At 66.3% G+C, this 25612-nt stretch carries 20 protein-coding genes, 1 tRNA gene and 2 pseudogenes; 13 read left to right on the plus strand and 10 right to left on the minus strand.

Annotation, left to right across the window (positions count from 1 at the left end):
* Positions 1–6: 6 nt before the first annotated feature.
* The 3 genes from ACTMO_RS0112945 to ACTMO_RS0112955 all read right to left on the minus strand — a co-directional run bounded on the left by ACTMO_RS0112945 (position 7) and on the right by ACTMO_RS0112955 (position 4907).
* Positions 7–2595 (minus strand): tetratricopeptide repeat protein, encoded by a 2589-nt coding sequence (locus ACTMO_RS0112945; protein WP_157062877.1) that lies wholly within the window; start codon positions 2593–2595, stop codon positions 7–9.
* A gap of 15 nt (positions 2596–2610) precedes the next feature.
* Entirely contained in the window at positions 2611–4287 is a 1677-nt protein-coding gene (gene ettA, locus ACTMO_RS0112950; protein ID WP_019855117.1) for an energy-dependent translational throttle protein EttA, read from the minus strand.
* 131 nt (positions 4288–4418) lie between these two features.
* Positions 4419–4907 carry a single-stranded DNA-binding protein gene (locus ACTMO_RS0112955; RefSeq protein WP_026449195.1) on the minus strand — a complete coding sequence of 163 codons (489 nt, stop codon included), beginning with the start codon at positions 4905–4907 and terminating at the stop codon, positions 4419–4421.
* 461 nt (positions 4908–5368) lie between these two features.
* Between ACTMO_RS0112955 and ACTMO_RS0112960 the strand changes: the two genes are divergently transcribed.
* Positions 5369–5445, plus strand: a tRNA-Arg gene (locus ACTMO_RS0112960).
* Positions 5446–5451: 6 nt separating this feature from the next.
* Here the strand turns inward: ACTMO_RS0112960 and ACTMO_RS22435 are convergent.
* The 6 genes and pseudogenes from ACTMO_RS22435 to ACTMO_RS0112995 form a co-directional block, all read right to left on the minus strand.
* Complete coding sequence (locus ACTMO_RS22435) at positions 5452–5835, minus strand: tyrosine-type recombinase/integrase (protein WP_084792127.1); 384 nt, start codon at positions 5833–5835, stop codon at positions 5452–5454.
* 1194 nt (positions 5836–7029) lie between these two features.
* Positions 7030–7566: a PH domain-containing protein gene (locus ACTMO_RS0112970; protein ID WP_033401542.1), complete on the minus strand. Its 537-nt coding sequence runs from the start codon at positions 7564–7566 to the stop codon at positions 7030–7032.
* Positions 7567–7777: 211 nt separating this feature from the next.
* Positions 7778–8932 (minus strand): methyltransferase domain-containing protein, encoded by a 1155-nt coding sequence (locus ACTMO_RS0112975; RefSeq protein WP_019855121.1) that lies wholly within the window; start codon positions 8930–8932, stop codon positions 7778–7780.
* A pseudogene (locus ACTMO_RS21720) lies at positions 8929–9747 on the minus strand (MvdC/MvdD family ATP grasp protein); the annotation flags it as partial. The gene ACTMO_RS0112975 and the pseudogene ACTMO_RS21720, both read right to left, overlap by 4 nt.
* A 128-nt stretch (positions 9748–9875) precedes the next feature.
* Positions 9876–10205, minus strand: coding sequence for a putative ATP-grasp-modified RiPP (gene tgmA / locus ACTMO_RS0112985; protein ID WP_019855123.1), 330 nt, complete (start codon positions 10203–10205; stop codon positions 9876–9878).
* Between the two features lie 840 nt (positions 10206–11045).
* Positions 11046–12233, minus strand: a complete 1188-nt coding sequence (locus ACTMO_RS0112995) for a helix-turn-helix domain-containing protein (protein ID WP_342670109.1) — start codon at positions 12231–12233, stop codon at positions 11046–11048.
* A gap of 113 nt (positions 12234–12346) precedes the next feature.
* Between ACTMO_RS0112995 and ACTMO_RS22440 the strand changes: the two genes are divergently transcribed.
* From ACTMO_RS22440 to cas2, 12 genes and pseudogenes are all read left to right on the plus strand, one after another.
* Positions 12347–12499, plus strand: coding sequence for a DUF397 domain-containing protein (locus tag ACTMO_RS22440; RefSeq protein WP_019855127.1), 153 nt, complete (start codon positions 12347–12349; stop codon positions 12497–12499).
* Positions 12500–12760: 261 nt separating this feature from the next.
* A pseudogene (locus ACTMO_RS22445) lies at positions 12761–13928 on the plus strand (IS110 family RNA-guided transposase); the annotation flags it as partial.
* A 315-nt stretch (positions 13929–14243) separates the two neighbouring features.
* Entirely contained in the window at positions 14244–14375 is a 132-nt protein-coding gene (locus ACTMO_RS23935; protein WP_019855130.1) for a hypothetical protein, read from the plus strand.
* A gap of 54 nt (positions 14376–14429) precedes the next feature.
* Complete coding sequence (locus ACTMO_RS0113025) at positions 14430–14684, plus strand: hypothetical protein (protein WP_019855131.1); 255 nt, start codon at positions 14430–14432, stop codon at positions 14682–14684.
* Between the two features lie 44 nt (positions 14685–14728).
* Positions 14729–14959 carry a hypothetical protein gene (locus ACTMO_RS0113030; protein ID WP_157062879.1) on the plus strand — a complete coding sequence of 77 codons (231 nt, stop codon included), beginning with the start codon at positions 14729–14731 and terminating at the stop codon, positions 14957–14959.
* A gap of 1361 nt (positions 14960–16320) precedes the next feature.
* Positions 16321–18534, plus strand: a complete 2214-nt coding sequence (locus ACTMO_RS21020; RefSeq protein ID WP_019855133.1) for a CRISPR-associated helicase/endonuclease Cas3 — start codon at positions 16321–16323, stop codon at positions 18532–18534.
* Positions 18531–19199, plus strand: a complete 669-nt coding sequence (gene cas5c / locus ACTMO_RS0113040; protein ID WP_019855134.1) for a type I-C CRISPR-associated protein Cas5c — start codon at positions 18531–18533, stop codon at positions 19197–19199. The genes ACTMO_RS21020 and cas5c overlap by 4 nt, the downstream gene beginning before the upstream one ends.
* Positions 19199–20983, plus strand: coding sequence for a type I-C CRISPR-associated protein Cas8c/Csd1 (gene cas8c / locus ACTMO_RS0113045; RefSeq protein ID WP_019855135.1), 1785 nt, complete (start codon positions 19199–19201; stop codon positions 20981–20983). The genes cas5c and cas8c overlap by 1 nt, the downstream gene beginning before the upstream one ends.
* Positions 20984–21014: 31 nt before the next feature.
* Positions 21015–21911 (plus strand): type I-C CRISPR-associated protein Cas7/Csd2, encoded by an 897-nt coding sequence (gene cas7c, locus ACTMO_RS0113050; protein WP_019855136.1) that lies wholly within the window; start codon positions 21015–21017, stop codon positions 21909–21911.
* Positions 21911–22555 (plus strand): CRISPR-associated protein Cas4, encoded by a 645-nt coding sequence (gene cas4, locus ACTMO_RS0113055; protein ID WP_019855137.1) that lies wholly within the window; start codon positions 21911–21913, stop codon positions 22553–22555. The genes cas7c and cas4 overlap by 1 nt, the downstream gene beginning before the upstream one ends.
* Positions 22548–23567: a CRISPR-associated endonuclease Cas1 gene (gene cas1 / locus ACTMO_RS0113060; RefSeq protein WP_026449196.1), complete on the plus strand. Its 1020-nt coding sequence runs from the start codon at positions 22548–22550 to the stop codon at positions 23565–23567. The genes cas4 and cas1 overlap by 8 nt, the downstream gene beginning before the upstream one ends.
* Complete coding sequence (gene cas2, locus ACTMO_RS0113065) at positions 23552–23860, plus strand: CRISPR-associated endonuclease Cas2 (RefSeq protein ID WP_019855139.1); 309 nt, start codon at positions 23552–23554, stop codon at positions 23858–23860. The genes cas1 and cas2 overlap by 16 nt, the downstream gene beginning before the upstream one ends.
* A gap of 487 nt (positions 23861–24347) precedes the next feature.
* On the opposite strand, the gene ACTMO_RS0113070 is transcribed toward cas2, so the two are convergent.
* Positions 24348–24878 carry a flavoprotein gene (locus ACTMO_RS0113070; RefSeq protein WP_019855140.1) on the minus strand — a complete coding sequence of 177 codons (531 nt, stop codon included), beginning with the start codon at positions 24876–24878 and terminating at the stop codon, positions 24348–24350.
* Between the last annotated feature and the right edge of the window lie 734 nt (positions 24879–25612).

A 25612-nucleotide genomic window follows, 5' to 3' on the forward strand; every position in this document is an offset into this window, starting at 1 on the left:
GAACGTTCAACGAACCTGGGGGGTCCAGGTCCGGCTGCCGTCGGAGCCCTCCTCCCCCACCGCGTGGCGTCTGTGTGCGCGTCCTTCCCTTCCCGGCACGTCACTCGGGGAAGCATCGTGTGCGTCCGTGGCGGACCGGTCGAACGGAGGCTTCCGTTCCCCGGAGACGGACTCACCGTCTCCGACCGTGGAGGTGTGGGAAGTCGCACCCGTCGTGTCGTGTCTGCTGGTTTCCTGGCGTCCGTGCTGGTAGGCGACCAACGCCTCGGCCAACAGGTCCGCCAGCCCCGACTGGTCGGTGCCGTCGACCCGCTCGCTCGCGGCCTCGACCCCGGGAAGATCCCTGATCAGTTCGCGGCTCTGTTCCAACAGCTCCTCGGAAACGGCCCCTCGGGGACTCCCGTGGTCCGTCTTCTCCGGAGAGGGGCCCGCAGTGGACCCGGTGGACTGTTCCGCCGAGTCGTCCTCGGAGGCGGCACGCCGTCTGCGACCGCCGGAGCGGAATGTCTCCGGTCCGCTGTCACGAGCCGAACGCCCGCCCTGCTGCTCGGCCTCGATAGCGGCTTTGATCTCGGCGAGAGAACGCCCGTGGGAACGGCGTCCCGAGGAGGCCTCCTCGTGTTGCTCCGCGCGGTGTTCCTCCTCGGAGGCCGCTGTGGAGTTTCGGGGCGTGTGGTGTTGTCCCAGCACGGGAGTCTCCTGCCGGAAGGGAGGGTCTCCGCCCGGAGTCCGACCGGTGAGCCCTCGGAGATCCTCCGAGGGCGGAGACGACACCTCCGGTGAGGTGTCGGCGGTTTCCGGCTCGGATGGCAGCACCGGCAACACGGTCGTCGTGTCGGCCGAACCGCTCTCGGAACCGGGGAAGGTGGAAATCAGTGAGGTCTCCCCCGAAGGATCCTCCCTGGGAGCGGCGAAGTGCCACCCGTAGTCGACCCCCGAGGCGGAGACTCCGTGGCTCCGTGGGGTGGGATCCGACTCCGTCGTGGGGAAGTCCGCCGGCTGGCCCTCCCCCGTGGCCTGCTCTCCGAGGCCTGCGGGAGTGTCCCGACCACCGACCAGGTACGAGACACCGCTCGGTGTCGAAGCAGCCTCGTCCGAGCCGTGCTTGGTTTCCCCTGCCGCCGTCGCCGAGGGTGTGGACGTGCCCGGCTGGGGTGGGACGGAGGGTTCGGCCTCCCTGCGCCGTCTTCCGCCGCCTTTCGCGCCAGCCGCCGCGCGAGTACGACGTTCCCCCCGGTTCGAGGTGCCGGCCGTGTCCTCGGCCGCCACCCGCGCGGGGGACTCCCCGTGCTCCCGGCCCCGTGACGTCTCCGGGACGGAAAGGCCGGTGGGGCTCTCCCCGGGCTCGGACTCTTCCGACCGTCTCACCAGAGCGTCCAGCAGTCTCCGAGCGGCTTCGCCGGTGTCCTCGTTCGCGGCTGTGTTCGGGCTGGGGACCTCGGGAGTCCGGTGCAGGGCCGCACCCGTGTCCCCTCCGCCGGGGGAGCGGACCTCCCCCACCGACTGTTGCCGGGGAACGGCAGCCCCCTGGAACCGCTGGGCCGGGAACTCCTCGAGCAAACGCAGACGGGCGTGCTCGAGTGTCCTGCGGTACCGGTGATCGACCGAGTAGGCCTCACGCAGGCAGCGCAGGGCTTCCGGAAGCTCGGAGGCGGCCTCGTGCAGGTTCGCCAGCACGTTGAGGGTCGCGGTCTGTACGTCGAACAGCTCGTGTTTGCGCGCCCCGTCCAGCGCCTCGTGCAGGGACTCCACCGCCGTTCGTCTCCGTCCGGCGGGGAGGTGAACTCTCGTGGCCAGTGCCAGTCGCAGCCATCCCACGGGAGTGGCCGCGGCGGCCCGGGGAGGTTGGTGCAACAGCTCCTCGGAGCAACGAACAGCTTCCGCTGTTCTCCCCAGTTCGAGCAGCCCCTGGGTCTGTTCGAGCACCAGCCCGGCCCGCACACCACCGCTGTCGATCGCGGAGTCACCGAGCCGCCGCAGGTACTCCATGCCACGCAGCGCCGCGTCGATCGCCACGGTGAACTCGCCGTGCCCCCGGTGGTGGCCCGCCCGGGCCATGTCGACCCTGGCTCGCAGTAGTCCCACCAGGTCCCGGTGGTGCTCGGACTCCGCCGCGTACAGCCGGTCCGCCTCGTCCAGGGCCCTGAGTCGTTCGGCGGAACGGCGGTGCATCGGAAGCGAGCCGCAGAACTCCACCAACGCGTGGGCTCGCAGGCGCGGAGGCACGTCCTCCTTCTCCAGCAGGGGGTCCAGCACCCGGCTGGCCACGTCGTAGCTACCGCTGCCACGCGCGCAGTGGGCGAGTTCGATCCGTAGCCGGTCGAGCAGTTCACCGGACCCGATCCGTTCCGCCTCCCGGAACACGCCGAGTGCGCGTTCGGTCTCGGCGACCGCGTGTCCCAACCTGTTGGCGGCGAACAGCGCCACGTACTCGGCGTGGAGACGCTGTTCGGGATCACCGTTCTCTCGCGCCCACGAGGCAGCGCGGTTTCCGAGCAGCAGAGCCAGTTCCGGAACCCGCCAGCGCCACTGCCAGGCGGATTCCAACAGCTCCTGGCCAGGCCTGCTCGCCCGCGAACCGCGCTCCCTCGCCAAGACGACTCTCCGATCTCAGCCGCGTGTGAGTTTGCGGTGGGTCACCCGGTGCGGACGCGCGGCCTCGACGCCCAACCGGTCGATCTTGTTCTTTTCGTATCCCTCGAAGTTACCTTCGAACCAGAACCACTTGGCCGGATTCTCTTCGTCGCCCTCCCAGGCGAGGATGTGGGTGGCCACCCGGTCCAGGAACCAGCGGTCGTGGGAGATGACCACGGCGCAGCCGGGGAACTCCTGCAACGCGTTCTCCAGCGAGGACAACGTCTCCACATCCAGGTCGTTGGTCGGCTCGTCCAACAGCAGCGTGTTCCCACCCTGCTTGAGAGTCAACGCCAGATTCAACCTGTTGCGTTCACCGCCGGACAGCACTCCGGCTGGTTTCTGCTGGTCAGCACCTTTGAACCCGAACGCGCTCACGTAGGCCCGCGAGGGCATCTCCACCTGGCCCACCTGGATGTGGTCCAGCCCGTCGGACACGACCTCCCAGACACTCTTGTCCGGGTCGATGCCCGCACGGTTCTGGTCCACATAACTGAGCTTGACCGTGTCCCCGACCCGGACTTCGCCGCTGTCCGGCTGTTCGAGACCGACGATGGTTTTGAACAGGGTCGTCTTGCCGACTCCGTTGGGCCCGACCACGCCGATGATGCCGTTGGGCGGCAGCGTGAAAGACAGCCGGTCGATCAAGAGATTGTCCCCGAAGCCCTTGCTCATCTCGTTCGCCTCGACGACCAAGTTACCCAACCTGGGCCCCGGCGGGATCTGGATCTCCTCGAAATCCATCTTTCGGGTCTTCTCCGCCTCGGCGGCCATCTCCTCGTAGCGCTCCAGACGGGAACGCGACTTCTTCTGGCGCGCCTTGGTGTTCGACCGCACCCACTCGAGTTCGTCCTTGAGCCGTTTCTGGAGCTTGGCGTCCCGCCTGCCCTGCACGGCCAGTCGCTCGGACTTCTTCTGCAGGTAGGTCGAGTAGTTGCCCTCGTAGGGGTAGGTGTTGCCGCGGTCCAGCTCCAGGATCCATCCCGCCACGTTGTCAAGGAAGTAGCGGTCGTGGGTCACGGCGAGCACGGCACCGGAGTAGTTGGACAGGAACTGCTCCAGCCACTGCACGCTCTCCGCGTCCAGGTGGTTGGTGGGCTCGTCGAGCAACAAGAGGTCGGGCCTGCTCAGCAGCAGCTTGCACAGGGCGACCCTGCGGCGTTCCCCGCCGGAGAGGTAACGAACCTCCGCGTCGGCCGGCGGACAGCGCAGCGCGTCCATGGCCTGTTCGAGCTGGGAGTCCAGCTCCCAGGCCTCGGCGTGGTCGAGCTCCTCCTGGAGCTTGCCCATCTCCTCCATGAGCTCGTCGGTGTAGTCGGTGGCGAGCTGCTCGGCGATCGTGTTGAAACGGTTCAGCTTCTGCTTGATCTCGCCGACGCCCTCCTCGACGTTGCCGAGGACGGTTTTCTCCTCGTTGAGCGGGGGCTCCTGCTGGAGAATGCCCACGCTGTAACCGGGTGACAGGAAGGCCTCACCGTTGTTCGGGTGGTCGAGTCCGGCCATGATGCGCAACACGCTCGACTTACCGGCCCCGTTCGGCCCCACCACACCGATCTTGGCGCCGGGGTAGAACTGGAGCGTGGCGTTCTCCAGTATTACCTTGTCTCCGTGCGTTTTGCGCACGTTCTTCATGGTGTAGATGAACTCGGCCATATCTCCGATCGTAGATGTGTCCGCGCGTGGCGTCTGCACTGCCATCCGCACGGTGTGCGCTCGCCCGAGCAACGGGCGAACGCACACCTCACCGCCCCGGGGGCCGGCGAATTCCGCTGGTGGGGAACTCCTCAGGCGCCCACCGGATGACGGGTCCGCTCATCCGTGCCGGAACCGACGATGTTGACGGCCCGCAGATGGTACGGCAGAGCCTCCTCCTCGTTCGAGGTCTCGTCCTCCTTCGAGGTCTCCTTCGAGGTCTCGGTCGAGTCCTCACCGGCGCGGATGTCGTAGAGCACGTCGAGCCCCACGGCGCTGGCCTCCACCTCCGCGGTGACGCGGCGCTGTCCCTCGACCTCGTACTCCCTGGTTCGCAGCTTTCCGGTCACCACCACGGGGTCCTTCTTGTCCAACGAACTCAGCACTCCCTGGGCGAGTTCCTTCCAACAGTGGACCGTGGCGTAGACACGGTCCCCGTCCACCCAGCGACGGCTGGTCCGGTCGAAACGACGGGCGATACTGACCATGCGGAAGCTCACCACCTGGTTGCCGCTGCGGGTCTGCCGCGACTTCGGCACGCTGAGGACTTCTCCCACGAGGGTGACTGTCGTCTCGTACACGAGTTCCACCTTCCGATCGAACTACGGTTGCCGCGCCGAACGGCGCTGATCACAGCCTGCCGTCGGAGAACGCGGGAAGCGATAGCTTTCTCACTGTCTGTGCACAACTGCCGTGGTTGTGGACAACTTCGCGAGGCGGAACGGGCGTCGCTCCCAACGGACACGAACACCGTTAGATTACGAATCGATACAGCAAGCACAGCGAACACGAAAGAATGCAGATCGAGTTCACGTTAATCGAGATGTACTACAATGGCTGGTCAGAGCCTCGGGGAAGCACCCGAAGTCGTGCCGGGAAGCGATCCGGACGCGGGGAACCGGCCGCGTCCGATTATGATCCGCTTGCCGTTCGATAGCGTCTCGGCAACACCGGCCGTGTGGGTTCCCCGCGACCCGCCCACGAGCGATAGTCTCCCCGTGCGACGCGCTACGCACCGGCAGGTGCGGAGACGGGTCGTCGAGCCCTCGTAGCTCAGACGGATAGAGCAAGAGACTTCTAATCTCTAGGTCGCAGGTTCGAATCCTGCCGGGGGCGCCACCACCATTATCCCGTTGACCTGCGACGGGAGGCCAGATCGACGACCTTGCCGTGATCGTCGTCATCGGCCACGTGGGGCAGATGTGGGGCACCATCGTGGTGCGAGTGCCCCTCCCCTTCGAATCCTGCCCCACTCAGTGCCCCACGAACGGCGTCCCACTGGGTGTCGGCGAGGTGGGCGTACCGCTGGGTCATCGTGATCGTCGAGTGCCCGAGCAGCTCCGAAACCTGCTCGACCGTCACACCCCGCCGGAGCAGCCACGAGACATACGCGTGACGTGGGTCATGCGGAGTCAGGCCGTCGAGTCCGGCGGCCTGAACCGCCGGGTTCCACCGGTCCCTTCGGAGAGATCCATCCCCACGCCTGCGGGGAGCACGGTGACCTGCGATCTTAACAGCACTTTCCCGCTGTGAGAATCACTGTTGTCCCCGGGCAGGGAGCTCGTCCACGGAGTCAACGACTTCCCGAACCAGCGTGTTCGACACGAACCCCTTCGATCTTCGCCAGCCCCGAAGGGCTGGCGCCACGGCCGCGATCACGTCCGACAGCTCGGGCTCGGCGTCGTTGCGATCCTCGCCAGCCCCGAAGGGCTGGCGCCACCTGCCGCAGCTTCCGGAAGATCCTGCCCAGCCGCTGGTTGCGATCCTCGCCAGCCCCGAAGGGCTGGCGCCACCCGTATCCGGGGGCCGTTCGGGATACCGGGTCGGGCTCGTTGCGATCCTCGCCAGCCCCGAAGGGCTGGCGCCACCCGACCAAGTCGTCGCCGACATGCTCGGCAAAAGTGCGTTGCGATCCTCGCCAGCCCCGAAGGGCTGGCGCCACGGCAGATGAGCAGGGATGTCCGGGATATCCACACCCCGGCTGTGACCGATCCGTGACCGACACGCCGAGCAGAGGCTTGGGAACCTCCCGGCGTGTCGCCACACACTTCCCCTCCCCAACCACCGAGCCCCGCCTACGCGGGGGTGCGTGACCCGATTTTGCCTAAAACCGGCCCAGCACGGCCCCGCGCCTGCGGGGAGCACGTCATCGTCATGATTGACGGAGACATCCAGTACGGACCATCCCCGCGCCTGCAGGGAGCACTGTTCAGGCTAGCTGGCACTCCGCACATCATGGGGACCATCCCCGCGCCTGCGGGGAGCACGATTACACGTGAGGTGTTAAATGGCTACGATGGGGACCATCCCCGCGCCTGCGGGGAGCACTCACCCTTAATACGATTAATTAGGGAATATGCCGGACCATCCCCGCGCCTGCGGGAAGCACATTAGCAGATTTCATACCTGTTCTCACAAGTTGGGACCATCCCCGCGCCTGCGGGAAGCACACTTCGTGACCTGCGATCTTAACAATACTTTCCCGCTGTGGGAATCACTTTTGGTTCGGAAAGCAGCGGCAGTCAGTACCAGTAGCCGGATCGCTGACCAGCGAGCCGGTTGCGGTCCTCGCCAGCCCCGCAGAGCTGGCGCCACGCGCATCATAGTCGGACAACCGGCTGTTCGTTGTGCGGAATAATGATCACCGACAAGGATACGTGTACGCTCGCAGCGCCTCTCGGTCCAGACCAGCGCTTTCGCACGTCACAGGCGGTTCATGATCTCGCTCTTCTTGGCGGCGAACTCCTCTTCGGAGAGCACGCCCTGCTCGCGCAGCTCCCCAAGCTTTTTCAGCTGCTCATACGGATCGCTGCTCGGCTGGGAAGCTGCAGGAGCAGCAGAAGTCGAAGTGGATTCATCCGCCGAGAGACGTTGGCGGATAGCGTCGGAAATCATCTTTCCGTTGTCCTTCTCGACCTGTTTGATCTCGGCCTTGTTGCCCGAGGCGTATACGGTCAGCGATCCGAACATCAGTCCCGCCGACCACTGCACCGACGAAATCTTGCCAAGTGGGAAGTCCTCGATCGTCTGCGAGGTCCAACCATCTTTGAGGAACAGCAGACGCCTGTCTGTCAGCGCAACCAGCCCCATCCCCGGGCCGTAGCTGCCGCTCGACAACATGTCGACGCGCTCGCCCTCCCACAGGTAACTTTCAAGCTTCTTGACCTCACGACCAGAGCCGAAACTGGCCGCCATCCGACTCTTCGCAGCCGCGATGTCGTCACGCAATTCATTGCTCACGATTGCTCCTGGCAAACAGAGAAACACAATCCAGTTGAAGCGTATCGGAAACCACAACGTGCCACGGCCCACGCACGGCAGTCACCGCACCAACTGAGCCGGTTGCGGTCCTCGCCAGCCCCGCAGAGCTGGCGTCACCGTGCACATCGTTATCCGTGTCGAGGCAGCGCACACGAAGCGCCCCGGACTCTTCGGGGCGCTTCTTTCGTGGTTACAGCGGCCAGTGGACAGCGCTGTCAGGGTGGTCGATCCAGAGCCACTGGTGGTGGGCGGTGGCGGTGAGGCCGAGGCGGGGCCAGTCGGGCTGGTCGTGCTCAAGCCAGGTGTGGTGAGCCTGTTCGACGGGCTCCCACAGCGGGGTCGGCCCCGTTTCGGTGACGTCGTAGCGGCCGGCGGTGGAGTCGGTGAGGCTCACCTCGGCGGTGGAGCCATCGGGGGCGGTCATCGTAGCCGCTGCCGGTTGCCGAGTGTGTGGGTCCAGGCGCATGCCGACGGTGACGCCGTCGGGCAGGCCGTGGACCTGGGCGAGCAGCCAGACCACGCGGTTGTCCCACCAGGGGCTCGGTGGCGTGGTGGTGCTGCGGGTCCGTGGTTCGGTGGTCGACCGTGGTGCGGGTGGTTCCTGGTTGTGGGTGTGGTGGCGCATGGTCATGAACGCCACCCACCGGTCGGTGAAGCGTCCTTCCAGCCGGTCCGGATGCCGGTGCAGCAGAACCAGGTTGCCCGCGTGGACGGTGGGTTTGACGTTGACGAGCACGGCCCCGCCGGGGGCGAGCTGCTCGGCCCAGGTCCACGGCACGCGGGGCACCGAGCAGGTGGCGATGATGCGCTCGTAGGGCGCGTACTCGGCCAGCCCGTCCGCGCCGTCGCGGGCGGCCAGGGTGGGGTGGTACCCGAGGCTGGCCAACCGGGTGCGGGCGGCCTCGACCAGTTCCGGGTCGATGTCGACGGAACACACGTTGCGGTCGCCGAGCCGGTGGGACAGCAGCGCGGTGGTGTAGCCGGTTCCGGTGCCGATGGCCAGCACCCGGTGTCCGTCGTGGATGTCGAGGGTTTCGAGCATCCGCACGATCAGGTCGGGTTTGGTGCCGCTCGAGGTGGATTCCCTGTGGGTGCTGCGGTCGGTGAGTTGGGTGACCAGGGTAGTGGGGGAGTAGGCCAGGTCCAGCCCTTCCGCTGAATCCGTGGTGAGGTGGTGCCAGGTTCCGGTGCTGTCCTGTTGGTGTGCTTCGGGAACGAGTACGTGCCGGGGCACGGCGGCCACGGCGGTTTTCCACGCCGGGTCGGTGAGGTCGCCGCGGGTTTCGAGGTCGTCGGCGAGTCGGCGTGCTCGCCAGGTCCAGTCGGTGTCGAGGTGTGTGGTCACGAGGGCCCCTTGCTCAGTAGGTCGGCCAGGGTGCTGGTCAGTGGGTGGCCGGTGGCGGCTTCGAGCCAGCCATACTGCCCGCCCGGGTTGATTTCCAGGAAGGCCCACTCACCGTCCGGGGTGACGACGAAGTCCAGCGCGCCGTAGACCAGCCCGAAGCTGTCCAGCAGCGTCCGGATCCCGGTGGCGACGGGTTCGGGAGTTTCGATCGGTGCGTAGGACAGCGCGTCGTAGTCGGAGCGCCAGTCGACGTAGGTGCTTGTGCTGCCCGCGTGGATCGCGGCGGCGAACAGCTGCCCGCCGATGGCGATCACCCGTGTTTCGAACGCTTTGGGCACCCACCGTTGCAGCAGGTGCGTAGTGGTCTCGATGCCGCGCAGATCGTCCAGCTCGGCCTGGTCGAGCAGCCGGGACCAGGAGACCTTGCGGGTGCCGTCCTCGGAGATCGTGTTCGAACCGAGCAGTTTCGTGATCGTCGGCTCCGTGGCGAACTCGCGCACCGGCTCTGTTTCGTTGGTGATCAGCGTGTCCGGCACCGTCAGCCCGCACTGCTGGGCACGGACGAGCTGCACGGGCTTGTAGGCCGCATCGGCCATCCGCGAGGGGTGGTTGACCCACAGCACGTCCAGACTGGACAGCACGCCGCCGAGCCCGTACTTGGCTTCCAGGAACGCGTGGTGGCGTTCCGCGTCGGACAGTTCACTCGGCATCCGGTACGCCTCGGGGCTGCGGTACCACACGGCGTGGATGTCATCGAGGGAGACGAGTTGACCAGGTGTGTGCAGGTGTCCGGACCACCGGCCCCGGCGCAGCCCAGCCGAGAGGTTGAGCTACGCGGGAAACCATCCGGTGTTCACCCGAGCCACCGCCGTGCCGCGTTCGGAAAGCGCGGTTATCATCGCGTCCGCAGTCGGATCGAGATCACGAGCCAGGATGAGAACGGTCATGCCGGCGGCCCCGGAAAGTCCGGCGCGAAGTCGTACATCCAGTCTTCGACTCGTCCTTCGTCACCGTCACTGACCGAGTCGGCGCTGGGGTCCATCCGCAAATCATGGAACGAGTTCCCCTCGCGGTCGACGGCCACCTGCCGCTCGTGGTCGTAGTGCCACTCCGAGGGCAGGCCACGGCCCGTGGACGGCACGGTGTGCATGCCTCGCAGTCCCCACGGCCGTACCCCTTCGGGTGAAGCGGTGTCGGTGTTCTCGGCGAGCCCGCTCGGCCGGGCGAGCGGGAACTGAGAGCTGTCTGGGGCCAGCGGATCAGCCACTGTCATTGCTACCTCCTGTTGGTCCATCGGCCGTGTGGCCGGATGATCACCGCTCCAGTCTCAGGCTCCGACAGGAGCGGTGGATACCACCAGACCGGCGAGTACCGGCCCGGCGGTGCGGTTCGGCGACGGCCGGGGCGGTGTCGCCGAACCGTGGTCGTGGGGTGGACGCTCGGCCGATGCCGTCGGGGCAGGCACCGGCCGGGCAGGACGGCCCGATGCCGGGTGGAGGCGCGGCACCGGGCCGTGGTCTCTACGGAGCTGGTTACAGGCGGCGCAGCCCGGCCAGCACACGGGCCAACAGCGCCGGCTCACACGACCACCCGCGGGGCTGTGCCCCGTGACCGCTCGCCGGGCAGATATCTCCGTCACGGCGGTAACCGCCAGGGCACCGCACCGGGTGCGGCCCCGGTGCCGCGAGGTCGCCGGACAGAGCGAGCACGTGCCCCGGTAGCCGACACGGCCGGAACCCGTGCCCTCCGAGACAGGGTCGGGACCGGTCGGCACTCACCGTCCGGTCTCCACGACCGTGGGCCGCTCGCCCTGCCCGGCGGACAGCTCGCCCGGTTCGTCGGTGTACTCGCGCAACGCGGCGGCCAGCTCGTCCAACGCCTCGGCCAGGGCGTGCCGATCTTCGGTGGGAAACCGTTTGCCGCCGAGGGCCTAGGCGACCTCGTCCCCCATCCACGGGCCTCGACCCAGCAACATCGCCAGTCGCGTGTGCGGCCGGCTCACCGGGCACCACCACCACGGGTTCGTGCATAGCGTCACCTCCAGTATCCGAAGCGACGCTATGCGTGTTTGATCAGTAGGTAGTAGGACACAGCGTCCTACTGCTCGAACGGATTAGGTGACGTTCAATCGGTCGGCCAAGTTCCGCAGCCGGGGGTCTCGTGTGCGGCTGCCACGTAGCAAGTCCCGTGTGACTGACTTGAGCAACTGTTGCCGCTTGGCCCACTCTGGTGCCATCTGCTCGGCAGTGAGTACGAGTGTGCTCGCCTGTTCGTGGTGGCCGAGTCGAGAATGGGCGAGCGCTCGGTCAGTCAGGTGACGGGCACGGGCCGCGATTGGCAACCCTGCGGCATTGTGCGGCATGATGCGCGCCGACTCGAGCGCTTGCCCGTACTCGCCGGTCTGCACGTTAACGTCGACCGATTGCATCGCTACTTGCGACGGTCCGAAAACGCTGTTGTAGTCGTCGCGGTCCCCTCCGATCCGGTGGGCTACCTCGGCGCTCGTGTCGATCAGTGAGCGCGCCTGAGCCCGGTTGCCACGGCGAGCGGCAGCGGTCGCCGCAGTCACAATCAGAGAGCCATACGTCGACAAGTGTGGGAAGAAGCTCTCCCCACTCGGTTCGACCCGTTCGGCCATGCGCAGAGCTACCGCTTCGGATTCTGTGAACCGTCCCGCAGTGAGTAGTTGCCAGGCCATCGAACCACGCAGCGCGGCAGCGAGCAGCTGGTCATTTCCGTACCCGGCGAGTTCAATCGCGTGGCGCAGCGCGATGTAAGCCGCATCTGACTGGTGCAGGTGAATCAGCGTGGAGCCGGCTGCCCAGAATCCCTGTGCCACCAACTCCGAGGCACGCGGCGATCCCGTGGCGCGAGCGGTCGCACGGAGCGAAGCCAACGCCGGAGGGAGCAGCGCGGTCAGCCGGTCATACTTTCCGGACCAGTAAGTCCCCCACAAGTAAGTGAGCTCCCGCTCGGCTTCGGCCAGGGACAGCGGTTCGCCCGCTTCCGACTCCCCGGTCAGATCATCGACGTTAGCAACCGCGAATCGTAGAGCGGCCACACCTTCAGCGGGAGCCTGCTCCGGCATCCGTGCCGGGCCGATGAGATCGCCGAGCGGCACGTCCAGCGCTCGGGCGATCTGGTGCAAGCTCGCCACACTGGCCGTGTTACGTCGCCCCTGCTCAAGTTTGCGCACCAGGTCCACCGACACGCCCGCAGCGGTCGCAAGATCCTGTTGCGTCATCACCCCGTCCCGAAACCGCCGAATACGCCCCCCGAGGGGCACATCATGACGAGTCACAAGACATCGCCTCTCTTCGCGGAAGTCGTCCTCTTCGCGAACCCCCGGCCCGTCGACCGGGGGCAAAACCTCCGCGAAGAGGTACGCACCGAGGATAGCGGGAACACGATCAGGTGACGAGACGCTGGGTATCTCGTCCGCTCCGGTCACTGGCCGACGGCGCCGCCGTCCGCGATACCAAGGACCGCTCGGCCGGGTACTTCACCACCACCCGCCAGCAGTGGACCGCGTTCCTGGACGCGGTGAAGAACAACCGCTTCGAATGATCCCGTAGCGACAGCGCGGCGCCCCCATTACCTTCTTGTGGTGGCCCCGCAAGGGGGCTCCCGGCCTGTGGGTCCGGCAGGACTTGCCCCCCCTGTCCTGGATGATCCGGGGGGTGGTGTCACCGGGCCTGCAGGCACCGCATGACCGCTGATAGAGGCTGGAGCGTCGTCCTTGTATGGCGGCAGGCTCTGCGTCATGTGGATGCTGGCTGGACGGTGCCGCCTGGCAGGCCGGAATGACCTGCGACGGACAGAAGCATCGTGGTCGAGCCCAACGAGATTGGCGCTTTCGTCGGCTTGGATGTCGGTCAGAGCGAACACCACGCCCGTGCCCTCACCCCGGACGGCACGAAGGTCCTGGATAAACGACTTCCCAACAACGAGGCGAAGCTACGGGCGATCGTCGACAAGCTGCAGGCCAAGCATGGCACCGTGCTGGTGGTGGTCGACCAGCCCGCCTCCATCGGGGCGCTGCCGCTGGCAATCGCCCGTGACACCGGCTGTCAGGTGGCAGTCCCTGCCCGGTCTGACCATGCGGCGTATCGCCGACCTCTATCCCGGGGAAGCGAAAACCGATTCCCGGGATGCGGCGGTGATCGCCGACGCTGCCCGCACCACGGGCACACACCCTGCGGGATCTGGCCCCCGATGACGAAACCGTGGCCGCGTTGAGCATGCTGTGTGGCCACGACGATGACCTCGCCGCCGAGGCCACCCGGGTGCGCAACCGGCTACGCGGACTGCTCACCCAGATCCACCCGCACCTCGAACGCGTCCTGGGGCCGCGCCTGGACCACCCCGCCGTGCTGAAGCTGCTGTCTGACCACGACACCCCGGCCTCGCTACAAGATACCGGGCACGACGGCCTGGTCGAGCTGCTGCAACCACACGCTCCACGCATGGCCGAACGTCTCGCCACAGAAATCTGCACCGCACTGGCCGAGCAGACCGTGGTCGTGGCAGGCACCGACGCCGCAGGTCTGGTCATCCCCAACCTCGCGGCCAGCCTGCGCACCGTGCTGGAACAGCGCCGCGACGTGGAAAGCCAGATCGAGGCCCTGCTGCAGGCCCACCCTCTTTCCACGGTCGGAGACGTCGATGCCCGACATTGGTGTCTCCGACCGCAGCCCGCATCCTCATCGACGTCGGCGACGCCAGCCAATTCCCCACCGCCGCCCACCTGGCCGCCTACGCCGGACTCGCTCCCGCCACCCGCAGTTCAGGCTCATCCATCCGCGGCGAACACCCCGCCCGACGCGGCAACAAGCAGCTCAAACGGGCCTTCTTCCTGGCCGCGTTCGCCTCGCTGCACCACCCACCCTCACGGGCCTACTACGCCAAAAAGACAGCCCAAGGCAAACGCCACACTCAAGCCCTCCTCTGCCTCGCACGACGCCGCTGCGACGTCCTCCACGCCATGCTCAAAAACACCCACCACCCACACCCCCTTGACCCAACCCATAGAGGCACCCCCGACGAGGACCTGCGCTGCGAAGGGGGCGTCCTCGCCCGGAAACGGGCCGCTCGGACTGGGCGGGGAACCTGCGAGGGGACGTGCTCGCGCGTCCTCACGCAGGACGAACAGGAACTTCTTGTGCCGTACATCATATCTGGCACTGGTGGTCATGTGTCCGTTTGACCCCATGTTGCGTGAGAGGCTGGCATACTCGTGATCACGAGTTCACTGGGGGCTCTGCCCGAAACTGACGTTTTCAGTACGTGTGATCTGGGGAGGTAACCGATCATGAGTGATGGTTTGTCCTCCAAGCTTGAGAGTATTCCCGAAAAGGCAAGCCCGGAGGAAGCCGCACGGATCCTGTTCCCGGACGACGAGCAGGCACAGCAGGAGTACGTGCAGCAGGCCAACACGCTGTAGGAGGCTTACGACCAGGCCCGACGCGAGGCCGCCGATGTCGGAGAGGCCGAACCGATGGCGTTGCCCGCGTTCGTCGCCGCGGCCCTGCCGATCATCGCCCGATGTGTCATCAGCGGCCTCGGGGCTGCCGGAGTCAACGAGATCATCAACCTGGTCCACAAAGGCGAGCAGGCCACAGCGGAGTCACGTGTCTATGCACTCGTCGGCGGCTGCATTCAGAGCATCATTCCGTGGAAGTGGATGGCTAACAAGCTGAGGAAACCGATCGCTACTGCCGTGCTGTGGATCATAATCAAATGGAACACCTGATGTTCGGCATGCGCGTGTACGCGTGAACATCAAACGAGGGGAACATGGCTAAGGCGAAACGTGCTCGGCGGCGGCACGTGTCCGCGTTCGGCTCGGCGGCCGGTATGACGGCGCTGCTCGGACTGCTAGATGTGGCCGAGTTGTCCCAGCAACCACCACTGATCCACATGCTGGGGTTGCTGCTGGTATTCGTGCTGGCGGTGGGATTCTGGGAGGTAGTCCACCTGCTCACCCGCGACAAGCTGCTCGGCGGCAACCGGGACACCGAACAGTGACCCCGACGAGCCGCTGTGGCAGCAAGGACCAGCGAGCTGGCGCTCGATGATTCAGCCTCCATGATCCTCTTCACACACGACCTCTCGGGAACGTCTTCCCGGGGTCGTTCTGTCTCGATGCGTGTGAATCCGTTGGTGATCCCGGTTTCCCGGGAGCACCAACGGTTAGCTGTATTGCAGCACCTCAGCGGCTCGTGTTGCCGTCCGCATCGTCGGCCTGGTGTTCATCGTCTGCCGGTGGTGGGTAGCTCGGCAGGTTGGGTACCCCGTTTTCCTCGCTCCAGAGTGACCACCGTCCAGTGGCTGGCACGTAGGGCTGGCCTTCCCGTCGCGCGATCGGCCGGATCAAGCGCCCGCGGCACGAGACCGGCTGGTCGTAGACCGGGGTGAGGGCCTCGTCGCCGTCCGGGCAGTCGTGGCTCTGGTGGCACTCCGGAGCCGGCTGGGAGATCCCGTCGCGACGTTGCCACATCGGACAGTAAATACACAGGTTGATCCGATCGGCCACCCGATCGGATCAAGCGGGCGAGTTCGCCTACACCCCTCTCGCTCCCACTGCCGGAACCTAGGTCTGATCGGTCCCGCCGCATCCGCGCTACGCACCGATACCTACTGGTCACAGGATGGCGTTGTGGCACGGTTCATGGTCGAAACTGGTGGTTCGATCTCGCATATATGTCGAACTGCTGTTCGAATGGCCGTATGTGCGGTGGTCAGGGTGATCAGCAGGAGCAATCGAACTCGGGGCCGGTGGTGCCGGCCGGGTTCGCCAGCCCCGCAGGGCTGGCGCCACCAGATACCGGGCCAGCGGTCGGCGGCCCACCGGATGTTGCGATCCTCGCCAGCCCCGCAGGGCTGGCGCCACTCCGTTCAACTCGCAGATGTGGCGCGAGTATCGAGTTGCGATCCTCGCCAGCCCCGCAGGGCTGGCGCCACGGCAGATGAGCAGGGACGTCCCGAACAGCCACCTCGCCGCTGTGACCATCCCGTGACCGACACGCCGAACAAACGCTTCGGAACCCCCCGGTGTGTCGGCACACGCTTCCACCTCCGAAGCCGGCGCGGTCGTCGTTCCGTTCGCCCGAGATGACCTCGAAATCACATCCCCTCTCTGTTCACCACGCGATCAATATTGGCACACCCCACCACCTTCTTGGCGCCTCAACCTCCAAGCACCGGCTCTCCCACCAGATCCGGCAATCCACTTGGGAACCTCCCGGGGTTTCGGGACACGCTTGGGGTTCCCAAGTGACTCGACGGCTTTTCGGTACCCCCGGATCGGGGCCGGGTAATAGCTGTCGGTTGCTCGCGATACGTTCCTGACCGATTCCGGTGAGTGATGTAACCGACTGGGGTGAGAGGTGTACGCACACAGCGTCAACGTCAACGGCGACAGGCACGGCTTCTCGGAACACGCGCGTGCCACCGCGGAGCTGGCCGCCCGGTTCGCGGAACCGTTCGGGTACTCCGAGTTGGCACACGCCCTCGGGCTGTTCCACGACTGCGGGAAAGCTCGGTGCGCGTGGCAGGAAAGGCTGCTGCGAGTCGAGGGCACCGACGAACCCGTCGGCGTTCCCCACAAAGATCTGGGCGCGCACCTGCTGAAACCAGCGGCGGGTATCGCCGCGATGGCGATCCACGGCCACCACGGCGGACTCTCCAACCGGGAAGAGCTGAAGGAGTTGGATCCGGAGGACGGTGACCTCACCGACGAGCCGGTGAAACGCTTCCTCGAAGCCCTCCCCGAGGCGAAGGAATTCCTCGACCTGCCGGTGAACTCACTGCTTCCACCGGAGTGGGCCGGCTCCCGACTGCTGGCCGAACTGGGGATGCGGCTGGTGTTCTCCGCCCTGGTGGACGCCGACCACCTCGACACCTCGGCACACTTCGACGGTCTCGGGGCACCACGGATCTCACCCGAGTCCGACATGTCCGCCCTCCGCGACACCTTCGAACGAGCCCGTCAGTGGAAACTCGCGGACAGCGAGGACTCCCCGATCAACCGGGTCCGCGAGGAGGTCTACCGCACGGCGATCTCACACGCGACGGGACCGACAGGCATCTACGGCATGCCCGCCCCGACCGGGATCGGCAAGACCCTCACCAGTGCCGGTTTCGGGCTGCACCACGCGGCCGCGCACGGCAAGAAGCGGGTGATCGTGGCGGTTCCGTTCACCACCGTCACCGCTCAGAACGCGGCCGACTACCGGGAAATGCTCGGGGCGGAGAACGTGCTGGAGCACCACTCGGCCGTCCGCATGCCGGAGGAGGGCCGGCAGGCGCTGCAGTACCGACACGCCACGGAGAACTGGGACAGCCCGTTCATCGTGACCACCACGGTGCAGCTGTTCGACTCGTTGTTCTCCCACAAGCCCGCCAGGATGCGCAAGCTGCACCGCCTCGCCGATTCGGTGATCATTCTCGACGAGGTGCAGGCCCTGCCGCTGCCCGTGCTCACTCCGATTCTCGATGCGCTGCGCACCCTCTCGGAACACTTCGGAACGACCGTGCTGCTCACCTCGGCCACCCTGCCCTCGTTCCAGACCCTCGACGTCTGGCGGGACCTGAAAGTTCCCGAGATCGTCGACGCCCCGACCGAACTGTTCGAGCGGATGCGCCGGGTGAATTACGAGTGGTGGATCGACCCGCGGCCCACGTTGTCGGAGGTCGCCGACCACGCCGCCGAGCACGAACAAGTCTTGCTGGTCGTGAACACGACCGATGACGCGAGAAAGATCTACCAACACTGGGAGGAGTCCGGCCTCGAGAACATCGTCCACCTCTCGAACAGGATGTGCGGAGCACACCTGAAAACCGAGCTCGACGGAATGCGTGCCCGGCTGGCATCAGGCGAACCGGTCCGCGTGGTGTCCACGCAGCTCATCGAGGCCGGTGTGGACATCGACAGCCCGGTGGTCTACCGCGCCATGGCACCAGCCGACTCGTTGCAGCAGGCAGCGGGGCGAGCCAACCGGGAGGGCAAGGGAGCGGAGTTCGGACGGGTGATTATCTTCGATGCTTCGGACATGTCGCAGCCCGCTGGCTACCGGATCGGAAGCGATATCACGCGCCAGTACTTCGGTCCGCAGCCCGACGGCTCGATGATCGATCCGGACAACCTACAGGTCCTGGACAGCTACTACCAGGTGCTGTACCGGCGTTCCAACACGGAAAACGCCGACCGGGCCACCGCGATTCAGGAAAACCGCTCGAAGCTGGATTTCCAGGCCGTGGCGGAAGGACCGAAGCGACCATCCCCGGCGGGTGGACAAGCACGCGAGCCTTCCCTGGCGTTCCGGATGCTCGACGACGACACCGTTCCGGTGGTGGCGATCAAGTACGACCCCGAGGCCGATCGGCGCCTCAGCCGTCTGCTCAGCGAACCGGAGCGGAGCGGACCACTGCTGCGCGAACTTCAACCCTACGTCGTGTCGCTGCCGCGTCGACTCCTGCAGGATCCGGGGATCCAGGCGCTCTGCAGGCCCGTACTCGGTGATCTGCACGTGTGGGACCACGAGTACCACCCGGCCTACGGCATCGACACCTCGACCCTGATCGAAAGGAACGTCTTTTGAATCGGGAACTGCCGAAATCTCCCGAGGGAGCCCCACCTCTGACCGTTCAGGTCTGGGGCCAGGGGGCGCTGTTCACCCGTCCGGAGCTCAAGGTGGAACGAGTCACCTACCCCGTGATGACACCGACCGCCGCCATCGGTGTGCTCGAAGCGATCTTCTGGAAGCCGGAGTTCGGTTGGCGACCGGTGGCCATCGACGTGCTCGAGCCGATCCACCAGTTCACCCAGAAACGCAACGAGACCACCGACCTGGTCATGCTGGAGGACGCGGTCAAGCACGAAACCACGGTGGACTCGCCGGGAAACCGGACCCAGCGGAACTCGATATGCCTACGCGACGTGGCATACCGCATCCACGCCCACGTGGAGCTCCGGGAACACGCAACCAAACCGGAGGCGGCTTACCGCGACCAGTTCCGGCGGCGGGTGGAACGTGGCCAGTGCTTCCACCAGCCCTACCTCGGGACACGCGAGTTCAGCGCGCACTTCGGCCCCGCGGACGACAGCGAACCGCAGCCGATCACCGAGGACCTGGGGATCATGCTGCACAGCGTGCACTACGGCGCGAAGTCCCCGTCGTTCTCCTGGTTCACCGCCAGGCTGGAATCCGGCCGGATGCACATTCCTCGCACCGGCATCAACGCGGGTGTCCCGGTGGAGGCGTGATGCTGCTACAACGACTGGTCGAGTACACGAAACAACACACCACCACACAACCCTTCCACCGACGGCGTGAGTTCCGCTGGCAACTCGCGTTGTACAGCGACAACCACCGCGAGCCCCGACTCGCTTCCCTCGTGGATCCGGACGACAGGAAGTCGCGCGGCCCGGCACATCTGACTCCGGCCGTGACCCGCACCGTCGGCGTCGCACCGCAGCTGGGCGCCGACGACGTGCAGTACGTGCTCGGATGGGGCGACGACAATACCGACCCCGAACGGGTGCGCCAGTGCCACGAGGCCTTCGTGCGGCTCATCGAGGAGTGGGCGAACAGCGCGGCCGAGACGGACGCTGCCGCCCGTGTCGTGCGGGAGTTCTACGCCAACGGCGGAGTGGACGAGCTGGCGGTTCCGCAGGAGCCGTACACCGCGAAGCAGGGCGTGCTCATCACCGTGGACGAGGTTCCGATCATCGAGCACGAGTCGCTGCGCCGGTTCTGGGTGCAGGAAGTGGCCAGGCGCAAGAGCGGCGGCAACGAGGGGCTATGTCTGGTGTGCGGCCATCACGCCCCGTTGGCCGAGACCATCCCCGGCAAACTGGCCAAACGGCTCGTCCCTGGAGCGGGTAACGATCCTGCGCTGGTCAGCGTCAACGAGATGGTGTTCGGCTACGGACTGACGAAGGGGCTGCGCAACACGCCGATCTGCTTCGACTGCGGCGACGCTGTCAACACCGGCCTCACCCACCTGCTCGACTCCGAGCACGTCGTGCGCTTTCCACGGCAGGACAGCGCCATGGCGTGGTGGACGCTCGGGGAGCCCGACGACGACTTCCTGTCTGCGATGTCTACTCGACCGAACGCCGACTCGGTCACCAGGTTGATCAGCCGGATGCACAACGGGCGGCTCGGTGCTGCCGGCAAGCGTGCCGAGGAGTTCTCCGGGGACCGGTTCTGCTCGGTCACACTGGGCGGGAATTCCTCGCGGGTCGTGATCCGCGACTGGATCGACAGACCGCTCGAGGAGGTCATGAACAACCTCGCCCGGTGGTACGAGGACATTCTCGTAACTTCCCGATGGGAAGCGGGAGAGGTGCCCAGCGGCTACTGGAGCTTGGTGCTGGCCACCGGCAGGTGGGACTCGGAACGCAGAACGTATGCCGACCTGACCTCGAACTCGGCTCGTCGCCCCGAGCACGTGCAGCGTGACCTGTTGAGCACCTGCCTCCGGGGCAGCCCCCTCCCGACCTCGGTGCTGCACCACGTGCTGGGACGTGTCGCCGCGGACGGTCACCTCGATGTTCCGCGAGCAGCGCTGCTGCGGCTGGCGCTGCGTCGTCATCCTTCCAAGGAGGTTCACATGTCACCAGGTCTGGACGACAACCGCACGGACACGCCGTACGTGTCCGGCAGGATCTTCGCCCATCTCGAACAGATCCAGTACCACGCCAGCGACGGGCAGCTGAACGCCACCTTCGGCGACAGGTTCCTGTCCTCGGCGATCGGCAATCCGACCCCGGCCATCCTCGCGGGTGAAAAACTCGCCACTTCGTGGCTGGCCAAACTGCGGCGTCGCGGGGACACCAAGGCCAAGGCCAACGCGCTCGGACAGAAGTTGTCCGAGCTCCGCAAGCTGATCGATCCGGGGCGTAGCACGACCGGCTACCTCTCGCCCGATCAGCAGGCGATGTTCCTGCTGGGCTACCACCACCAGAAGGCCCACGACATGGACCAGGCCCGCAAACACAAAGCCGAGAAGGGATCGGACTCGGACTCCGAGACCGAAAACTGACCCCCACTACTTCCCGGGAAAGGAACCAGCAATGGCCATCGAACCGCACCTCGACCCGACCGTGCGCCACGACATGGTGTTCCTGTTCGACGTCGCCGACGGCAACCCCAACGGCGACCCCGACTTCGACAACCGGCCCCGCATGGACGAGGAAACCGGACACGGCCTGGTCAGCGACGTGGCGATCAAGCGCAAGGTGCGCGACAGCCTGCCCATGGCCGCCCAGGGTGTCGACAACGAAGACCGCTACGGCATCTTCGTCGAAGCCGGTCACGCGCTGAACACCAAGCTGGGCGCCTCCAAGACCGAGACCGGTTTGGACAAGAAGAAGTCCCTCACCGACGAGGACCGCAGAACGGCGCGCTCCTGGCTGACCGAGCGCTACGCGGACATGCGCCTGTTCGGGGCCGTGCTCAACACCGGAACCACCAAGGACCTCGGCCAGATCTACGGCCCGGTGCAGGTGACCAACGCCCGGAGCGTCGATCCGGTGATGCCGCAGCACCACGCCATCACCCGCATCACCCAGACCAAGCAGGAGGACATCGACAAGGGCGAGACCACCGAGATGGGCGGCAAGTGGACCGTTCCCTACGCCCTCTACCGTGCCGAGATCTACTACTCGGCCAGCCGCGGCCAGCAGACCGGTGTGGACAGCAAGGACCTGGAGCTGTTCTACCGCACGCTGGCCATGATGTTCGATCACGATCGTTCCTCCGCGCGCGGAACCATGACCGCCCGTGGGCTGTACGTGTTCAGCCACGACAACGCGTTCGGCAGTGCCCCCGCGCACACCCTGCTCAGCAGGGTGGAGGTCCCCTCGGCCACGGCGGCCGGGAAAGTTCCCCGCGGTTTCGGCGACTACACCGTCAGCGTGGCCGACGACGACCTGCCGCGCGGAGTGACGATGACCAAGGTTGTCGCCTGATGTACCCGGCGGAAAGAGCGGACGAACCAGCGTGGTCGAGCATTCCGATCGCCGCGATCGAGCACTACGCCTACTGCCCCAGGCAGGCCGCGCTGATTCACCTCGAACGCTACTTCGAGGACAGCGCGGAGACGGCGCGAGGGCAGATCGCCCACAGCGCCGTCGATCGCGGCGATTCGAGAACGAGCAGATCGGGACAGAGACGGTGGACCGCCTTACCGGTGTGGGACGACGACCTCGGCATCCACGGCATCTGTGACGTGGTGGAGTTCGGTGCCGACGGGCCCGTGCCGGTGGAGCACAAGTCCGGCAGCTACCGCCCGAAAAGCGCGGCGGATCTGCAGGTGGCCGCGCAGGTGCTGTGCCTGCGCGGCATGTTCGACTCCCCTGTTCCGAAGGGCATCGTCTTCGCGGGCAAGCACCGACGGCGCTACGAGGTGACTGTCGACGACTCGCTCGGGAACCGACTGCGCGAAACCGTGAGCGAACTGCGCGAAACGCTGCGCTCCGAAGTGGTTCCCGAGGCGGTCAACGACTCGCGATGCGATCGGTGTTCGTTGCGTGCGGGGTGCATGCCCGAAGCGAACGTTCGGCCTTCCGCCTCGTTGTTCACACCACTACCCCTGGGGGAATGGGATGACTGAAGTGCTGAAAACGTTGTTCCTGACCACACCGGGAACGAGTCTTCACCTGGAGGGGGACACCGTCCGGATACACCATCCGGAAAAACCGGGGCGGAACGTGCTGCCGCTGGTACGGATCGATCAGTTCGTGGTCTGGCGGGGCGTGGAGGTCAGCAACGAGCTGATGCATCGCTGCGCCAAGGACTCCAGGGGAATCACGTGGCTGAGCCGCAACGGGCGCTTCCTGCACCGCACGACGGGCCCGCAGCACGGGAATCCGGTGGTGCGACTCGAACAGGTCAGGGCCTACGACGACGAGTCCCGGCGGCTGGAGCTGGCGAAGACCTTCCTGGCAGGCAAGATCCAGAACTATCGCCAACTGCTGTTGCGTACGGCCCGCGACGCCTCGGGAGAGCGCCGGGAGAAGCTCCGTGAAATCGCGCATCGGCACGCGGACTCGCTGCGGACCCTCTCGGAGAGCTCATCCGTCAGCGACGTTCTCGGTGTCGAGGGCAAGGCAGGGCAGGACTACTTCCAGGAAGGTATGCCGAAACTCGCGCCCGGCGTCTTTCCGGGACGTACCAGGAGGCCACCGAAGGACACGTTCAACTGCCTACTGTCGTTCGGGTACGAAATGCTGCGGATCGCGGTCGAGGGAGCGCTGGAACAGGTGGGGCTCGATCCCTACATCGGCTACCTGCACGGCCTGCGTTCCGGTCGGCCCTCACTCGCGTTGGACCTGATGGAGGAGTTCCGTGCCCTGCTCGTCGACCGCCTGGTGGCGACCCTCTACAACCGGGGGCAGGTGAAGTCAGCGCACACCGAGAGCCTGCCCAGCGGGGAGGTTCGGCTGACCGATGAGGGACGCACGATGTTCCTCGAACAGTGGTCGAACGCGCGGGAGCGCTCCTGGAGACACAGCGAGCTGCAGCGCGACGTGCCCGCGGCCACGCTCCCGCTGATCCAGGCGCGTTTCCTCGCGCGCTACCTGCGCGGGGACCAACCGAGCTACACCCCGTGGATTGCGAGCTGACCGTGGAGCTGTTGATCACCTACGACGTGGACACCACTACCCCGGAGGGACGTCGCCGGCTCAGGCACGTGGCCAAGGCGTGTGAGGCATACGGAATCCGCGTGCAGAAGTCCGTGTTCGAGGTCGTCTGCCGCCGTTCCGACTGGATGTACATGAAACAACGACTCAACGAGATCATCGATCCGACCGAGGACAGCATCCGCGTCTACGCTCTCGACCATGGGAGCTTCGCGGCGGCCGAGCACATGGGACAGTCACCGCCCGCGCCGCACGACACTCCGCTGGTGTTCTGAGTTTCCGGCAAGAACGTGATCGAGTGTCGTTGTACGACTTCGGAGGTGCAAGCGTGTCTCGACACGCCGCGAGGTTCCCAAGCAGCTGCTCGGCGTGTCGGTCACGGGATGGTCACAGTGGCGAGGTGGCTACCCTGGAAATCCCTGCTCAATCGCCGTGGCGCCAGTCCTGCGGGGCTGGCGAGGATCGCAACCCACGAGGACGTAGCGGGGTCGAGCCACGCGAAGCAGTGGCGCCAGCCCTGCGGGGCTGGCGAGGATCGCAACCTGCAGGACTCGACAGCGCACCTGCTCACCGAGGCCGTGGCGCCAGCCCTGCGGGGCTGGCGAGGATCGCAACAGGCCCGGACGGACGTGGTGCTTGATGTGCTTGCCGAGTGGCGCCAGTCCTTCGGGGCTGGCGAGGATCGCAACACCGTCCACGGGTGGGCGGCTTCGCCGCCTCCGCGGAGTGGCGCCAGCCCTCCGGGAGCTGGCGCCACTTCGGTCACCTCGGCTGCAGGAACTCGGTGGTTGCCGTGTTCCAGTCGAAGGTGGCCAGGCCGTCGGTGCCGCGGCTGGTGAAGGCATCCGAGTCGAGCAGGCGGAGCCCGGCATCAGTCAGCAGGCGCGTGTTGGCCGAATAGGCGGGGTGCTGGCGCAGCACGGGTTTCACGCAGGGAACGGCGGTGGTGGGCACACCGCTGACCAGCAGTTCGTTGACCAGGCTGACCGCCAGGGTGTCGCTGATACCGGCCGCGATCTTGTTGAGGCTGTTGAACGTCACCGGCGCGGCCAGCACGGCATCGGCCCGGGGCAACGGATCCCGCTCACTGGGCAGCCGGGGCCGCACACGAACAGGGTGGCCGGTCCGATCGGCCAACACGTCGACCTCGACCCAGCTCGCGGCGGTCGGGCTCAGCACCACGCACACCTCCCACCCGGCCTCGTGCAGCAGCCCGACCGGTTCGGCCAGCTCCCGCACCGGCGGTGCGGCCGTACCGATCAGATACACCACCGGTTCGTCCGATCCGGTCATGGCAGCACCCCCGCACGTTGGGCCAACGGCCGCAGCCCCGGCGAGGCCGACCTGATCCTGGCCAAACAGCGATCCGGACCGACCGGGGTAGTCACCGTGGCCCACCAGCTGCACTACAGCCGCTTCGTCGACATGGCCCCCGAGCCCGGCTGAACCGCGTCCGGATATGCCCGAATGGTGGGTGCGGCCAGGGCCACCAGGGTGCGGCCAGTGCCCACCCCGCCGCCGCGACCAGCAACAGGCGGACGTCGACATGCTCGGCCAACGAGCCGACGGTGACCAAGCTCAGCAGCACGAGCACCAAGTTGCCGAGCTGGAAGCAGGACGCCACCCGGGCAGGCTGCCGCTCGGGCACGTACCGCTGCAGTAGCCAGGCCTGAGTGGCCAGGTAGTACGAGCCCTCTAGCCCGAAACCGAGCGCGACCACCATCACCCACCGTCGCTCGCACACATCCCCAGCACCGGCAACCGATTCCCCAACAGCACCCCACTGTCCCCGAACGACGACAACACCCGCCCCCACGACCAACCACCGAAATCCCCGCACACACAGCGACGAAGCGGACGAAGACCGGCAGCCGACTCGGTGACGATCATCCACACATGGAACACACATGAACATGACACACGAAAGGGTCCGCGTTTTACCACGTCATCGCGCTAATGATTGCGATGACCGACTGCTGCTCACCACCAGGAACAAGCAGGCCGACACGAGCCACGGTTCGACAGGT

The sequence above is a fragment of the Actinopolyspora mortivallis DSM 44261 genome (genome assembly GCF_000384035.1).
Taxonomy (GTDB): Bacteria; Actinomycetota; Actinomycetes; order Mycobacteriales; family Pseudonocardiaceae; genus Actinopolyspora; species Actinopolyspora mortivallis.

Bases quoted from the DNA above. Each gene is read 5' to 3' on its own strand.
- ettA (WP_019855117.1), bottom strand. From the start codon at position 4,287: ATGGCCGAGTTCATCTACACCATGAAGAACGTGCGCAAAACGCACGGA.
- tgmA (WP_019855123.1), bottom strand. From the start codon at position 10,205: ATGACAGTGGCTGATCCGCTGGCCCCAGACAGCTCTCAGTTCCCGCTC.
- ACTMO_RS23935 (WP_019855130.1), top strand. From the start codon at position 14,244: ATGAGTGATGGTTTGTCCTCCAAGCTTGAGAGTATTCCCGAAAAGGCA.
- ACTMO_RS0113025 (WP_019855131.1), top strand. From the start codon at position 14,430: ATGGCGTTGCCCGCGTTCGTCGCCGCGGCCCTGCCGATCATCGCCCGA.
- ACTMO_RS0113030 (WP_157062879.1), top strand. From the start codon at position 14,729: ATGGCTAAGGCGAAACGTGCTCGGCGGCGGCACGTGTCCGCGTTCGGC.
- cas8c (WP_019855135.1), top strand. From the start codon at position 19,199: ATGCTGCTACAACGACTGGTCGAGTACACGAAACAACACACCACCACA.
- cas7c (WP_019855136.1), top strand. From the start codon at position 21,015: ATGGCCATCGAACCGCACCTCGACCCGACCGTGCGCCACGACATGGTG.
- cas4 (WP_019855137.1), top strand. From the start codon at position 21,911: ATGTACCCGGCGGAAAGAGCGGACGAACCAGCGTGGTCGAGCATTCCG.
- cas1 (WP_026449196.1), top strand. From the start codon at position 22,548: ATGACTGAAGTGCTGAAAACGTTGTTCCTGACCACACCGGGAACGAGT.
- ACTMO_RS0113070 (WP_019855140.1), bottom strand. From the start codon at position 24,878: ATGACCGGATCGGACGAACCGGTGGTGTATCTGATCGGTACGGCCGCA.